Source organism: Streptomyces sp. NPDC047971 (genome assembly GCF_040653355.1).
Classification (GTDB): Bacteria; Actinomycetota; Actinomycetes; order Streptomycetales; family Streptomycetaceae; genus Streptomyces.
Genome location: NZ_JBEZNW010000004.1, coordinates 234,805 through 248,219, shown reverse-complemented (window position 1 = coordinate 248,219; position 13,415 = coordinate 234,805). Strand labels below are relative to the sequence as shown.

Here is a 13,415-nt window from a genome sequence, read left to right as displayed (position 1 = left end):
TCCCCTCCTCGCTCTCTGCCGTACATGCGTACGACGCAGAAGGCGCCGGTTCGGTTGCCGTCATTCGATACGCTTTCCTGCTCGGACCGAGGAACGGGTGGGGTCTCAGGGTGCGGTTCTCAGGGGTGGGTTCCTTACGGTCGTCGCGCGGTGCCTCCGCGCGGGTGATCTGTCTTCTCGCGGCCGTCGTGGTGCTCACGCTGTCCGTGCTGACCTGTGGTCTGGTCTCGTCCGGGACCGCGTACGCCGCCGAGGAGCCGCCCGACAACGTCTGCGTCAAACGGACGTTGAGAGGCGCCGAGGTCGACGCGTCGTTACGGATCGCGCACGACGGTCAGTACTCGACCAAGGTGACGAGCGATCTCGTGATCAAGGTGCCGCGCGCCTGGATGTGGTCGTCCGCGCTGCTCCTGAACCGGGACACCGAGGACTACCGGACGGCGATGCGCTGTCTGCTGCGGTCCTCCGAGGCCCCGACGCAGTACCGCGACACCGAATGGCAGTACAAGCAGCCACGGGTCAGGGCGGACAAGACCTGGGTCACCGTGGAACAGCAGACCGTCACCTGGGTGTACGCGAAGGGCGACCGTGACGTCGGACCGTGGCACATGGTCTCGGGCAGCCGCACATGGCACCTGGAGCTCCTGTCCCCCGACGCGCTGTCCCGGTCCGTGTGGAGCCGGGTCCGGATCGACCTCGGGGGCAGGCCCGCGCGTTCCGTGGTCCCCGCCCCGACGACGGGATCCTCGACCGTGCTGACCTGGAACGGCACGGCGACGACCCCCGGCCCTCCGAGCGGTCTGCACCTGGAACTGCAGCCTCCCGCCACCAAGGCCAACGCCGCTCGCTGGGCGACCTACCCGTGGAACCGTGCCGACGTCCTCGGCTGGCTCTCCTGGGACGTCGCCGTCCTGGTGACGACCCTGGTGCTGCTCCGAAAGCTCCGGCACCGACCGCCCCTGGCGCTGCCCACGCCGGAGGAGGAGGCGGCCCGGCGGAACCTCCGTACGGTGACCTGGACCTGGTTCACCATCACCATGGTCCATGCCTCCGACGACCATCTCCTGAACTTTCTGGAGGAGTTGCCCGACGGCACCCCGTACACGGACCACCGGCAGGCGGTCCACCTGATCGTGACGGCGCTCCTGGGTGTGGCGCTGTGTGTCCTCGGCAGACCCGGCCGGGCGGCCCTGGCCGCAGTGACGGCGGCGCTCGGATACGTCGGCACTCTGGCCCTCGCGCCCTCGCTCTTCGGGCTGCCGCCCACCATGGCGCTGTACTGGGGCCGCTACCCCGAGGAGGTCGCCGCGTACGACTCGGCGGGTGGCATCTACTGGTTCGCCCTCGGGTGCGCCGCGCTGGTGTTCATCTGGCTGGTGGGTCTGGTGAGCGGCTGTCTGCGACTGTGGCGCGACGCGTCCCCGGGCGGCCCCGGCGGCACCTTCCTCGGCGGCCGTTTCTCGCCCGTCGTCCTCGTCGGCACCGCCCTCGTCTCGTGTGCCGTCGCCGCCGGCAGCCTGTGGGCCGCGGCGTACTGGTGGGACCGCGTGTCCTGGCTCACCGACCGCGGCACGGGCACCGACTACGCCCTGTTCCGGGCGGCCACCGTCTTCAACGACCAGCGGTGGTTCGCCTCCAACGTCGCCGACTGGGCGGCCGGCTTCGCCTCGTGGTGGATGGCCTCCGTCGCCCTCCTCGCCCTCGCCCGGGCACGGCAGGGTGCGCCCGGGCACACGGGCGAAGTCCTGCGACGGCACGACCCGTTGCTGCTCAAGCTCTTCTTCGTGATGGCGGTGGCCCCCGCGGTCGGCCAGTACGGGGGAGTACCGCTCCCTCTGCTGTCGCTCGTCGTCGTCTGGTGCCTCCTGTCCGCGCTGCTCGCGCTGGGCAGGAGGCACTCGGTGCTCGGACGGCTCCTCACGCCCGCTGTCCCGCTCCATCGCGTCGTCGGGGAGCACCACCGGATCCGGATGATGGCCATGGCACGCCAGCACCGCGAGCTGCACGCCGAGCTGCGTCGGCTCGAACAGGGGCAGACGGAAGGGGCAAGAGCCCCCCTTGAGCGGAAGCTGGACCGGCTGCACCGCTGGACTCCGCTCCACCCACGGCATCGGCACCACCGCGTCAGGCTCCCGCACGAGGTCGGACCGGTGGAGCTGGCGCTGGCCTGGGGGCCCCGAGCCGGCTGGTGGGACAACGCCTGCCGTGCCGCGGTCATCGCCTCACTGGTCGGGCTCCCCGCCACCGGGGTGCTGTTCTGGGCGGACCAGGTCCGGGGCACGCTCTGGGCCGACAGCTTCAGCTACCAATTCGGCTTCGCGAGCATGCTGACGTACCTGGTGAGCTCGGTGGTGATCTGGGCCGGCGCCGGATTCACGCTGGGTGCGCTGTGGCGGATACTCCCCATGCGGCGTGGTCCGGGCCGCGGCTTCACCCTGGCGATCGTCTACTCCCTGCCCTTGCTGGTCGACCTGCTGGGCAATGTGGTGGTCGGTCAGCCGATCGGCACGGCCGCCCTCAACGCGGCTCTGATGACGCTCGTGCTCACCCTGACGGGGATGCTCATGGACATCGACACCTTCCGGCAGGAACGGCACTACTGGCCCACCCGGACGGGCCTGCTGCTCTCCCTCTACCAGATGCGTACGGCGTCGGCGCAGGTCGCGCTGCTCGTCGCCCAGGTCGTGGCGCTGGTCACCATCTGGCAGCAACTCAGCGGCAATCCACCGGTCGTCCTCATCGACCACCAGGGGCCGATCGGCACGTCGGCCCCCGGCGGCAGCTCGGGTCACTGACCGCCGAAGTACGAGAGGACGAGAAGGAGGAAGACGCACTCCGCGCCGAGCATCGTCCAGAACGCGGCCTTCCGGGAGGACGCCGGGGCGGGGCCGTCCGGGGTGAGGAGCGCGTGGATCCAGGCCCCGGCCGCGACGGCGAGGGTGGTGAGATACGCCCAGCCGGGGACGGTGCCGCAGTCACCGTTGAGGACGCAGCCGGAACCCTCGGGCGTGGTCAGGCTCAGGAACACGACCAGGACGGTCGCGGGCGCCAGGGCCAGCCCCCACCACAGGGCACGGGTGCGCAGCCGGTAGGCCGCCGGGTCCGGGCGGGCGACGCCACCGGGGCGGGACGCGGCCCGGACTCGGGCGGGGGCGGAGGGCTCGTTGCTCATGCCCCCGATTCAAACCGGCACGGGCGGGCGGCGGAATCCGCGCTCGTACTCAGAGCTCCTCCGCCTTCCGCCTCGCTCGGACCGCGTCGCCTTCGTCCGTGACGCCTCGCTCGGACCGCGTCGCCCTCGTCCGTGACACCTCGCTCGGACCGCGTCGCCCTCGCCCGTGACGCCTCGCTCGGACCGCGTCGCCGTCGCCGGTGACGCCTCACTCAGACCGCCTTCGCCTCCGCCGGTTCCGCCTCGCCGATGAACGTGCGCCACAGCTCCGCGTACCTCCCGCCCCGGGCCAGCAGCTCGTCGTGGGTGCCGTCCTCCGCGACGCGGCCGTGCGCCATGAGGATCACCCGGTCGGCGCGGGCCGCGGTGGTGAGCCGGTGGGCGACGACCAGCGTCGTACGGCGGCCGGCGAGGCGGTCGGTGGCCTGGTTGACCTGGGCCTCGGTGGCCAGGTCGAGGGCGGCCGTGGCCTCGTCGAGGAGCAGCACGTCCGGGTCGACGAGCTCGGCGCGGGCCAGGGCGATCAGCTGCCGCTGCCCCGCGGAGAGGTTGCGGCCGCGTTCGGCGACCTCGTGGAGGTAGCCGCCGTCCAGGGTCGCGATCATGTCGTGGGCGCCGACCGCGCGGGCCGCCGCCTCGACCTCGGCGTCGGTCGCCTCCGGCCGGCCGTAGGCGATGGCGTCGCGGACCGTGCCGGCGAAGAGGTACGCCTCCTGGGGCACGACCCCGAGCCGGTGGCGGTACGCGGTGAGGTCCAGGTCCCTGAGGTCGGTGCCGTCGGCGGTGACCCGGCCCGAGGTGGGGTCGTAGAACCGGGCGACGAGTTTGACCAGGGTGGACTTCCCGGCGCCGGTCTCGCCGACGAAGGCCACGGTCTGCCCGGCGGGGATCCGCAGGTCGATGCCGGTGAGGGCTTCTTCGGGCTCGTCGGCGGACCCGTACGCGAAGGAGACGTCCTCGAAGGCGATCTCGCCGCGCAGCGACAGCACGTCGAGGGGCTCGTCTGCGGCGGCCGTCGAGGTCGGTTCCCGCAGGAGTTCCTGCATCCGCTTCAGGGAGACGGTGGCCTGCTGGTAGCCGTCGAAGACCTGGGAGAGCTGCTGGACGGGGGCGAAGAACAGGTCGATGTAGAGGAGGTAGGCGACCAGGGCGCCGGTCGTCAGCGTGCCCGCCTCGATCCGGTTGGCTCCGACGATCATCACGGCCGCGGCGGCCACGGACGACAGCAGCGTGACGAAGGGGAAGTAGACCGAGATGAGCCGCTGGCCGCGGACACGGGCCTCGCGGTACTCGTCGCTGCGGGCCGTGAAGCGGGCGACGCCGGAGTGCTCGCGGCGGAACGCCTGGACGATGCGGAGGCCGGAGACGGACTCCTGGAGGTCGGCGTTGACCACGCTGATCCGATCACGCGCCAGCTCGTACGCCTTCACGCTGGAGCGGCGGAAGAAGTACGTGGCGACGGCGAGGACCGGGAGCGTCGCGAAGACGACCAGGGCGAGCTGGAGGTCGAGCACGAGCAGCGCGCCCATGATGCCGAAGAAGGTCGTGACGGAGACGAACGCGGTGACGAGCCCGGTCTGCAGGAACGTGGACAGGGCGTCGACGTCCGTGGTCATCCGGGTCATGATCCGGCCGGTCAGCTCGCGTTCGTAGTAGTCCAGGCCGAGCCGCTGGAGCTGGGCGAAGATCTTCAGGCGCAGGGCGTAGAGGACGCGCTCGCCCGTGCGACCGGTCATCTTGATCTCGGCGGTCTGGGCGACCCACTGCACGAGGACGGTGACCAGGGCGAGCGCGGAGGCGGCCCAGACGGCGCCCATGGCGAGCTTGTTCACGCCGTCGTCGATGCCGTGCCGGATCAGGACGGGCAGCAGCAGGCCCATGCCCGCGTCGACGGCGACGAGGCCGAGGCTGATGAGGAGGGGGGCCCTGAAGCCGCGCAGCAGGCGGCGCAGTCCGTACGAGTCCTCGGGGGTGACGGCCCGCGCCTCGTCGATGTCGGGGGTGTCGGTGGCGGGCGGCAGCGCCTCGACGGCGGCCAGGAGTTCGGGGGTGGCCCCGGGGGTCCGGGACTCGTCGTCCTCGGTCTCCTCCCGCACCCAGAGGGTGGGGGTGATGCCGCGTTCCGCGTCGAACTCGGCGTCCAGCTCGGCCCGCAGGCTGCGGTCCTCGGGCACCTCGACGGGCAGGGTGTGGCCGGGCGAGACGCCGCCGAGCTCGTCGGGGTCGGTGAGGAGCTTCCGGTAGAGCGCGGAGCGCTCCTCCAGCTCCTCGTGGGTGCCGATGTCGGAGAGCCTGCCGTCGTCGAGGACGGCGATCCGGTCGGCCAGGCCGAGGGTCGAGCGGCGGTGGGCGATGAGAAGCGTGGTGCGGCCGGCCATCACGGAGGCGAGGGCCTCGTGGATCTCGTGCTCCACGCGCGCGTCGACGGCGGAGGTGGCGTCGTCGAGGAGGAGCAGCCGGGGGTCGGCGAGGATGGCGCGGGCGAGCGCGACGCGCTGGCGCTGGCCGCCGGAGAGGGTGAGTCCGTGCTCGCCGACCTTGGTGTCGTAGCCCTCGGGCAGCTCGGCGATGAAACGGTCCGCCTGGGCGGCGCGGGCGGCGGTCTCGATCTGCTCCTGGGTGGCGTCCGGGTACCCGTACGCGATGTTGGCGCGGACGGTGTCGGAGAACAGGAAGCTGTCCTCGGGCACGAGTCCGATGGCGGCGCGCAGCGAGTCGAGGGTGAGCTCGCGGACGTCGTGACCGCCGACGAGGACGGCGCCGTGGGTGACGTCGTAGAAGCGGGGCAGCAGGAGCGAGACGGTGGACTTGCCGGAGCCGGAGGCGCCGACGACGGCGACGGTCTCGCCGGCGCGGATCTCCAGGGAGAACCCGTCGAGGACGGGCCGGCCGTCCTCGTAGGCGAAGGAGACGTCGTCGAACTCGACCGTCGCCTCGGCGTCGGCCGGCAGTTCCTTCGTACCGTCCTGGATGACCGGCTCGGTGTCGATGAGCTCCAGGACGCGCTCGACGCCCGCCCGGGCCTGCTGGGCGACGGTGAGGACCATGGCGAGCATCCGGACCGGGCCGACGAGCGAGGCGAGGTAGGCGGAGAAGGCGACGAAGGTGCCGAGGGTGATCTGACCGCGGGTGGCGAGCCAGCCGCCGAGCGCGAGGACGGCGACCTGGCCGAGGGCGGGCACGGACTGGAGGGCCGGGGTGTAGCGCGCGTTCAGTCGGATGGTCCGCAGCCGTCCGGCGAAGAGCTTGCGGCTGGCCTCGCGGATCTTCCCGGTCTCCTGGTCCTCCTGGCCGAAGCCCTTGACGACGCGGACGCCGGTCACGGACCCGTCGACGACCCCGGCGACGGCGGCGGCCTGCGCCTGGGCGTACCAGGTGGCGGGGTGGAGGCGGGCCCGGCTGCGCTTGGCGATGAACCAGAGGGCGGGGGCGACGGCGAGGGCGACGAGGGTGAGGGGGAGGGAGAGCCAGGCCATGACGGCCAGCGAGATCAGGAAGAGCAGGAAGTTCCCGATCGTCATCGGGAGCATGAAGAGAAGGCTCTGGATGAGCTGGAGGTCGCTCGTGGCCCGTCCGACGACCTGCCCGGTGGACAGCTCGTCCTGCCGCCGTCCGTCGAGCCGGGTGATGGTGCCGTACATCTCGGTGCGGAGGTCGTGCTGGACGTCGAGGGCGAGCCGTCCGCCGTAGTAGCGGCGGACGTAGGTGAGGAGGTAGACGACGACGGCGGCGGCGAGGAGGAGGCCGGTCCAGACGGCGAGGGACCTCGTCTTCGCGCCGATGACGTCGTCGATGATGACCTTGGTGATGAGCGGCGCGAGGGCGAGGACGGCCATTCCGGCCAGCGAGGAGCCGAGCGCGAGCAGCACGTTGGCCTTGTACCGCCACGCGTAGCCGCTCAGCCTGCGCGCCCAGCCCTGCGGCTTCGGCGCCTGCCGCTCCGCCTGTTCCTGCCCCGCCGCGGCCACGTGGTCGCCTCCCGTTCGTCCTGCTCTACCGGAAGGCACCAACGCGGGCGCGGCGGGATTTCATCCCGCCGCAACACACCGCGGCGAAGACCCGTCCATGGTCCTAGGACCGGTCGGGCCGTGCCCGGCGGTGCGCCCCCTCGTGTGGGCCGCCCGCGACACCGGGGGCGACATGCCTGCCCGGTCGGCGCGACGGGCGCCGTTCGCTCACAGGTGCGTCGGCTCGAACATCCGCAGGAGCGCCGGGAGGACCACCACGGAGGGGCCGGGGGTGGCCAGGGCCTTCGCGAGGTCGGCCGTCAGCGTCTCGGGGGTCGTGCGGGACGCCTGGACGCCGAAGGACTCGGCGAGGGCGACGAAGTCGGGACGGGCCAGCTCCGTGCCCGTGGCCTCGCCGAACGCGTCCGTCATGTACTCGCGCAGGATCCCGTAGCCGCCGTCGTCGACGATCAGCCAGGTGACGTCGTAGCCGTACTGCTTCGCGGTCGCCAGCTCCGCGATCGAGTACATCGCTCCGCCGTCGCCCGAGACCGCGAGGACCGGACGGGTCGGGTCGGCCGCCGCGGCGCCGAGGGCCGCGGGGAAGCCGTAGCCGAGGCCGCCGGCGCCCTGGGCGGAGTGCATCGTGTTGGGGTGGCGGGCGTCGAAGGCGGACCAGGCCCAGTACGCCAGGATCGTCATGTCCCAGAAGCTGGGCGCGTCGTCCGGGAGCGCCTCGCGGACCGAGGCCACGATCCGCTGCTCCAGGCCCAGGTCCTGGGCCGCGATCCGGTCCCGGACCTCGGTGAGGACGGCCTTGACGCGCTCCGGGGCGCCGGCGTCCTCGCGCGCCTCCACGGTCTCCAGGAGCGCGGAGAGCGCCAGGCGGGCGTCCGCGTGGATGCCGAGCGCCGGGTGGTTCGACTCCAGCTTGCCCGCCTCGGCCTCGATCTGGATCACCCGGCCGCGCGGGGCGAAGGTGTGGTAGTTCGAGGACAGCTCGCCGAGGCCGGAACCGACGACCAGCAGGACGTCCGCGTCCTCCAGGAAGTCCGTGGTGTGCCGGTCCTCCAGCCAGGACTGGAGCGAGAGCGGGTGTTCCCAGGGGAAGGCGCCCTTGCCGCCGAAGGTGGTGACCACGGGCGCGGCGATCCGCTCGGCGAGCGCGCGCAGCTTGCCGGAGGCGTCGGAGCGGACGACTCCGCCGCCCGCGATGATCGCGGGCCGCTCGGCGTTCGCGAGGAGGTGGGCCGCGACCGCGGTCAGCTCGGGACGCGGGACGACCTCCTCGGGTGTCGCGTCCATCGCCGTCACGACCGGCAGGGTGGTCTCCGCGAGGAGGACGTCCTGCGGGATCTCGACCCAGACCGGCCCGTGCGGGGCGGTCAGCGCCGACTCCCAGGCCGCCGCGATCGCGGACGGGATCTGGGACTGGGTGCGGACGGTGTGCACCGACTTCACGATGTCCCGGAAGGACGCCTGCTGGTCCCGCAGCTCGTGAAGGTAGCCGTGCCTGCCGCCGCCGAGTCCGGCCGCCGGGATCTGGCTGCCGATCGCGAGGACGGGCGCGGAGGCGGCCGCCGCCTCCTGGAGCGCGGCGAGGGACATCAGCGCGCCGGGGCCGGTGGAGAGGAGCAGCGGGGCCGCCTCGCCGGTCATCCGGCCGTACGCGTCGGCGGCGAAGCCCGCGTTGTTCTCGACGCGCAGTCCGACGTACGTGAGGGAGGAGCGGCGCAGCGCGTCGAACATGCCGAGGGCGTGCTGGCCCGGCAGGCCGAAGACGGTGGTGGCGCCGAGCCCGGAGAGGGTCTCGATGACGAGGTCGCCGCCGTTCCGCCCGGCGGGCGGGTTGAGCGCGGCCTCCGTCTGGGCGGCGGTCGGGCGCAGGACCAGGTCGTGGTCGTGGGTCATGGCGGGTCCCTCGGGGCGTGGCGTGGTCGGGTGCGGGCCGGCGGTCGGGGTGTGCCCGCGCGTTCCCCCGGGATCTCGTCCCGGGAGGCCCGTGCGGGCCGGTGCGCACACCCCGAAGGCGGCGCGGGGCGGGCAGGGCCCGACCCGCGCCGCGGAAGGCTACTTCGCCTCGCGGGCCGCCGCGATCTGGCGGGACATGATCGTCGTCAGCTCGTACGCCGTGTGCGAGGCGGCGACCGCGGTGATCTCGGCGTGGTCGTAGGCCGGGGCGACCTCGACGACGTCGGCCGAGACCAGGTTGCAGGAGGACAGGCCGCGCAGGATCTCCAGGAGCTCGCGGGAGGTCATGCCGCCCGCCTCCGGGGTGCCGGTGCCGGGCGCGTGGGCCGGGTCGAGGCAGTCGATGTCGATGGAGATGTACAGCGGGCGGTCGCCGATGCGCTGGCGCAGCTGGTCGGCGACCTCGTCGGCGCCGCGGCGGTAGATGTCCGCCGAGGTGACGATGCCGAAGCCCATCTTCTCGTCGTCGGTGAGGTCCTGCTTGCCGTAGAGCGGGCCGCGCGTGCCGACGTGGGAGAGCGCCTCGGTGTCGAGGATGCCCTCCTCGACGGCCCGGCGGAACGGCGTGCCGTGGGTGTACTCGGCGCCGAAGTACGTGTCCCAGGTGTCGAGGTGCGCGTCGAAGTGGAGCAGGGCGACGGGGCCGTGCTTCTTGGCGACGGAGCGCAGCAGCGGCAGGGCGATGGTGTGGTCGCCGCCGAGGGTCATCATCCGGGCGCCGGTGCCGAGGATCTCGTCGGCGGCGGCCTCGACGGTCTCGACGGCCTCGTTGATGTTGAACGGGTTGGCGGCGATGTCACCGGCGTCGGCGACCTGGGCCAGGGCGAACGGCGAGGCGTCCTGCGCCGGGTTGTACGGGCGCAGGAGGCGGGAGGCCTCGCGGATCGCGTTGCCGCCGAAGCGGGCGCCGGGGCGGTAGGAGACGCCGCTGTCGAAGGGGACGCCGACCACGGCGATGTCGGCGGTGCCGACCTCGTCGAGTCGCGGCAGCCGGGCGAACGTCGCGGGACCGGCGTACCGCGGGATGCGGGACGAGTCGGTCGGGCCGCGGAAGGCGTTCTGGTCGCTGCTCATGGTCGGGTCCTCCTGGGGTGTATCGGTGGGGGTCCGGTCGGGGGCCTCGGGTCTCGGGGCCCCCGGCCGGGTGTCTGCGGTGCGGTCAGCCGGTCGCGGCGGCCGGCACGGTCTCCGGCGTCGCGTCGGCGGTGTCCTGGCCCGCCAGTCGCGCTCGCCAGTTCGCGAGTACGGCGGCGTCCGTCGGGCGGGTGGCCAGGGAAACGATCACATAGGCGGCGAGCGAGGCCAACAAACCATAGTAAACAGGCTCATTTGCCAGGATTCCGTAAGCCCACATCAGGCCAATCACCGACAGGCCGCCGACGGTGACCGCCGCCAGGGCTCCCTGGACGGTGCCGCGGCGCCACAGCAGGCCGCCGAGGATCGGCACGAGCAGCCCGCCGACCAGCAGGTTGTAGGCGACGGTCAGGGCCTGCACGACGTCGTTCAGGGCGATGGCGATGGCGATGGTGGCGATGCCCATGAGGAGGATGAAGAGACGGTTGTCCTTCACCTCGTCGTGGTCGTCGCCGCCGCCTCCGGCGGTGAGCCCGCGCAACCTCGACCAGATGTCGTTGTTGGCGACGGTGGCGCAGGCGATCAGCGCGCCGGAGGAGGTCGACATGACGGCGGCGAGCGCGGCGGCGAGGACCAGGCCCCGGACGCCCATGGGCAGCTCGTCCTTGACGATGGTCGCGAAGGCGTCGTCGGCGCTGGGCAGGTTGGGGTAGAGCACCTTGGCCGCGGTGCCGATGACGGCGCCGGCGAGGGCGTACACGAGGCAGTAGGTGCCGGCGACGGTGCCGCCCCACTTGGCGACCTTGTCGGTCCGGGCGGTGAAGACGCGCTGCCAGATGTCCTGGCCGATGAGCATGCCGAAGGTGTAGATCAGCACGTAGGTGAAGATCGTCTCGCCGCCGATGCCGAGCGGCGCGAAGTACTCGGTGGGCAGCTGGGCCTTCATCTCGGCGAAGCCGCCGGCCTTGATCACGGCGATGGGCAGCAGCAGGATCAGCACGCCGATGGTCTTCACCACGAACTGCACCATGTCGGTGAGGGTGATGGACCACATGCCGCCGAGCGTCGAGTACGCCACGACGATGGCGCCGCCGAGGACGATCGCGACCGTGCGGGGCAGGTCGAAGAGGACGTCGAAGATGGTGGCGTACGCGATGGTCGAGGTGACCGCGAGCATCAGCGTGTACGCCCACATGACCACGCCGGAGATGACGCCGGCCTTGCCGCCGTAGCGCAGGTCGAGCATCTCGGAGACGGTGTAGACCTTCAGCCGCGCGATGCGGGCGGAGAAGAAGATCGAGAGGGCCAGCAGACCGAGGCCGATGGTGAAGACCATCCAGGCGCCGGAGAGGCCGTACTTGTATCCGAGGCCCACGCCGCCGATGGTCGAGGCGCCGCCGAGGACGATGGCGGCCATGGTGCCGGAGTACATCCAGGGCCCGAGGCGCCGGCCCGCGACCAGGAACTCGCTCTTGGACTTGGCGCGGCGCATACCCCACCAACCCATCGCGAGCATCCCGGCCAAGTACAGGACGATCACTGTGTAGTCGACGGCCATGGGGCCCTCCCTCGTTCACTTCGGTGGCGTGTCGTGCGGGTGGAGTGACTCCAGTGACTGATCGCGGGGACATCCGCCCGTACCCGCGGCCGCTGGATGGGACGACAGTAGGTGGCCGGAAAGCGACGATGAAGTGTACGTTTCCTCCACTGTTCGCCTCCGGGATGTACGAAGGGTCCACACCCATGTCCGCACAGGAGTCCACGCCCTCGCCACCGGCCCCGCCCTCACCACCCGTCTCGCTGGCCGCACTGCTCGGGAGGCAGGACCTCGGCCTGCGGCTGCTCGCCGGGCCCGGGGACGCCTCCATCCACTGGGTGCACACCTCCGAGATGGCCGACCCGTATCCGTATCTGCTCGGTGGCGAGCTGCTGATGACGGCGGGCGTGCAGCTCGTCGATCCGGCGCGCTACGTCGAGCGGGTGGTGGAGGCCGGGGCCGCGGCGCTCGGCTTCGGGGTCGCGCCGGTGTACGACACCGTTCCGGCCGAGCTCGTCGCGGCCTGTGAGCGGCACGGGCTGCCACTGCTCGAAGTGCCCCCGCAGACGCCGTTCACGGCGGTCGCCCGGGCGGTGTGGCGGCTCATGGCGGAGGCCCGCCTCCGCGAGCTGCGACGGGTGACCGAGGCACAGCAGTCGCTGGCCACGGCGGCCGCCCGGCCGGCGCCGGTCCCCGCGGTCCTCGGCGCGCTGGCGTCCCGGCTCGGCGGGCGTGCGGTGCTGTACGCGGCGGACGGCACGGCGTACGCGGCGGCGGGGCGGGCGATCGGGGCGGCGGCGGAGGAGGCGCTGCGGCAGCTCGCGGAGGTGGTGGGCCCGCGCCCCGGCGGACCGGCGTCGGCGAGCGGGGACGGCGGCGGGATGGTGCTCTCCGCCTACGCGCTGGGCGGCGGCGACGGGCTGGCGCTGGGAGTGGCGGCCGAGCGGCGGGAGGCCGCGGACCACACGATCGCCGGGGTGGCGGTCGTCCTGCTCTCGCTGCTGACCGCTCCGCACCGCGGCGCGGAGGTCTCGGCCCGGGACGCGGCCCTGGTCCGCATGCTGCTCGGCACGTCCCCGGCCGAGGCGGCGTCCGCCCTGGGCCCCGACCCCTGGACGGTGGTCCACGCCCACGGCGGCGACGGCACTCCCTTCGCGGCGTCGACCCTGGCGAGCGCCCTGGGGACCTCGCTGCTGGACGCGGGCGCACCGGACGGCGGCACCGTCCGGCTCCTCCTGCCCGCCTCCTCCCCCGCCACCGCGCAGCCCGGGTGGACCCTCGGGGTCAGCGCCCCCGTCGAGGCACGGGATCTCGCCGTCGGTGACGCGCAGGCCGCGCGGGCGCTGCGGCGGGCCGAGGCGACCCGCGCGGCGCTCGTACGGCACCGGCCCGCCGGCTTCGGCGGGCTGATGGACCCGGCGGAGGCGGCCGCGTACGCCCGGCGGCTGCTCGCACCGATCGGCGAGCCGCTCACCGGGACCCTGCGCACCTGGCTCTCGCTCCACGGCAGTTGGGACCGCACGGCCGTGGCGATGGACATCCACCGCAACACCGTCCGCCAGCGCATCGCGCGCTGCGCCACGCTGCTGGGCATGGACCTGGACGACGCGGACGTACGGATGGAGCTGTGGTTCGCCCTCGGCCGGGTGCCCGAGGGCCCCGGCGCCGCGGCCACTCCCCCCGGGTGACCGCGGCGTCGGGCGCTCCGGGCCGA

At 72.8% G+C, this 13,415-nt stretch carries 7 protein-coding genes; 2 read left to right on the top strand and 5 right to left on the bottom strand.

Features of this window, described 5'->3' with window-relative positions:
* Window positions 1-164 precede the first annotated feature (164 nt).
* Entirely contained in the window at window positions 165-2,795 is a 2,631-nt protein-coding gene (locus AB0D99_RS06610; RefSeq protein WP_362357602.1) for a DUF6185 family protein, read from the top strand.
* Here AB0D99_RS06610 and AB0D99_RS06605 read toward each other — a convergent pair.
* The 5 genes from AB0D99_RS06605 to AB0D99_RS06585 form a co-directional block, all read right to left on the bottom strand.
* Window positions 2,789-3,172 carry a hypothetical protein gene (locus AB0D99_RS06605; protein ID WP_362357600.1) on the bottom strand — a complete coding sequence of 128 codons (384 nt, stop codon included), beginning with the start codon at window positions 3,170-3,172 and terminating at the stop codon, window positions 2,789-2,791. The genes AB0D99_RS06610 and AB0D99_RS06605 overlap by 7 nt on opposite strands.
* A 212-nt stretch (window positions 3,173-3,384) precedes the next feature.
* Complete coding sequence (locus AB0D99_RS06600) at window positions 3,385-7,140, bottom strand: ABC transporter ATP-binding protein (RefSeq protein WP_362357598.1); 3,756 nt, start codon at window positions 7,138-7,140, stop codon at window positions 3,385-3,387.
* A 207-nt stretch (window positions 7,141-7,347) separates the two neighbouring features.
* A complete protein-coding gene (locus tag AB0D99_RS06595) occupies window positions 7,348-9,030 on the bottom strand; it encodes a thiamine pyrophosphate-binding protein (protein WP_362357596.1) in 1,683 nt (560 codons plus the stop codon).
* Between the two features lie 159 nt (window positions 9,031-9,189).
* Entirely contained in the window at window positions 9,190-10,164 is a 975-nt protein-coding gene (gene speB / locus AB0D99_RS06590) for an agmatinase (protein WP_362357594.1), read from the bottom strand.
* An 85-nt stretch (window positions 10,165-10,249) separates the two neighbouring features.
* Window positions 10,250-11,722 carry a sodium:solute symporter gene (locus tag AB0D99_RS06585; protein WP_362357592.1) on the bottom strand — a complete coding sequence of 491 codons (1,473 nt, stop codon included), beginning with the start codon at window positions 11,720-11,722 and terminating at the stop codon, window positions 10,250-10,252.
* Between the two features lie 185 nt (window positions 11,723-11,907).
* Between AB0D99_RS06585 and AB0D99_RS06580 the strand changes: the two genes are divergently transcribed.
* Complete coding sequence (locus AB0D99_RS06580) at window positions 11,908-13,389, top strand: PucR family transcriptional regulator (protein ID WP_362357590.1); 1,482 nt, start codon at window positions 11,908-11,910, stop codon at window positions 13,387-13,389.
* Window positions 13,390-13,415: the final 26 nt, after the last annotated feature.

Coding starts and splice junctions, on each gene's coding strand:
- AB0D99_RS06585 (WP_362357592.1), bottom strand. CDS start 11,722: ATGGCCGTCGACTACACAGTGATCGTCCTGTACTTGGCCGGGATGCTC.
- speB (WP_362357594.1), bottom strand. CDS start 10,164: ATGAGCAGCGACCAGAACGCCTTCCGCGGCCCGACCGACTCGTCCCGC.
- AB0D99_RS06580 (WP_362357590.1), top strand. CDS start 11,908: ATGTCCGCACAGGAGTCCACGCCCTCGCCACCGGCCCCGCCCTCACCA.
- AB0D99_RS06595 (WP_362357596.1), bottom strand. CDS start 9,030: ATGACCCACGACCACGACCTGGTCCTGCGCCCGACCGCCGCCCAGACG.
- AB0D99_RS06605 (WP_362357600.1), bottom strand. CDS start 3,172: ATGAGCAACGAGCCCTCCGCCCCCGCCCGAGTCCGGGCCGCGTCCCGC.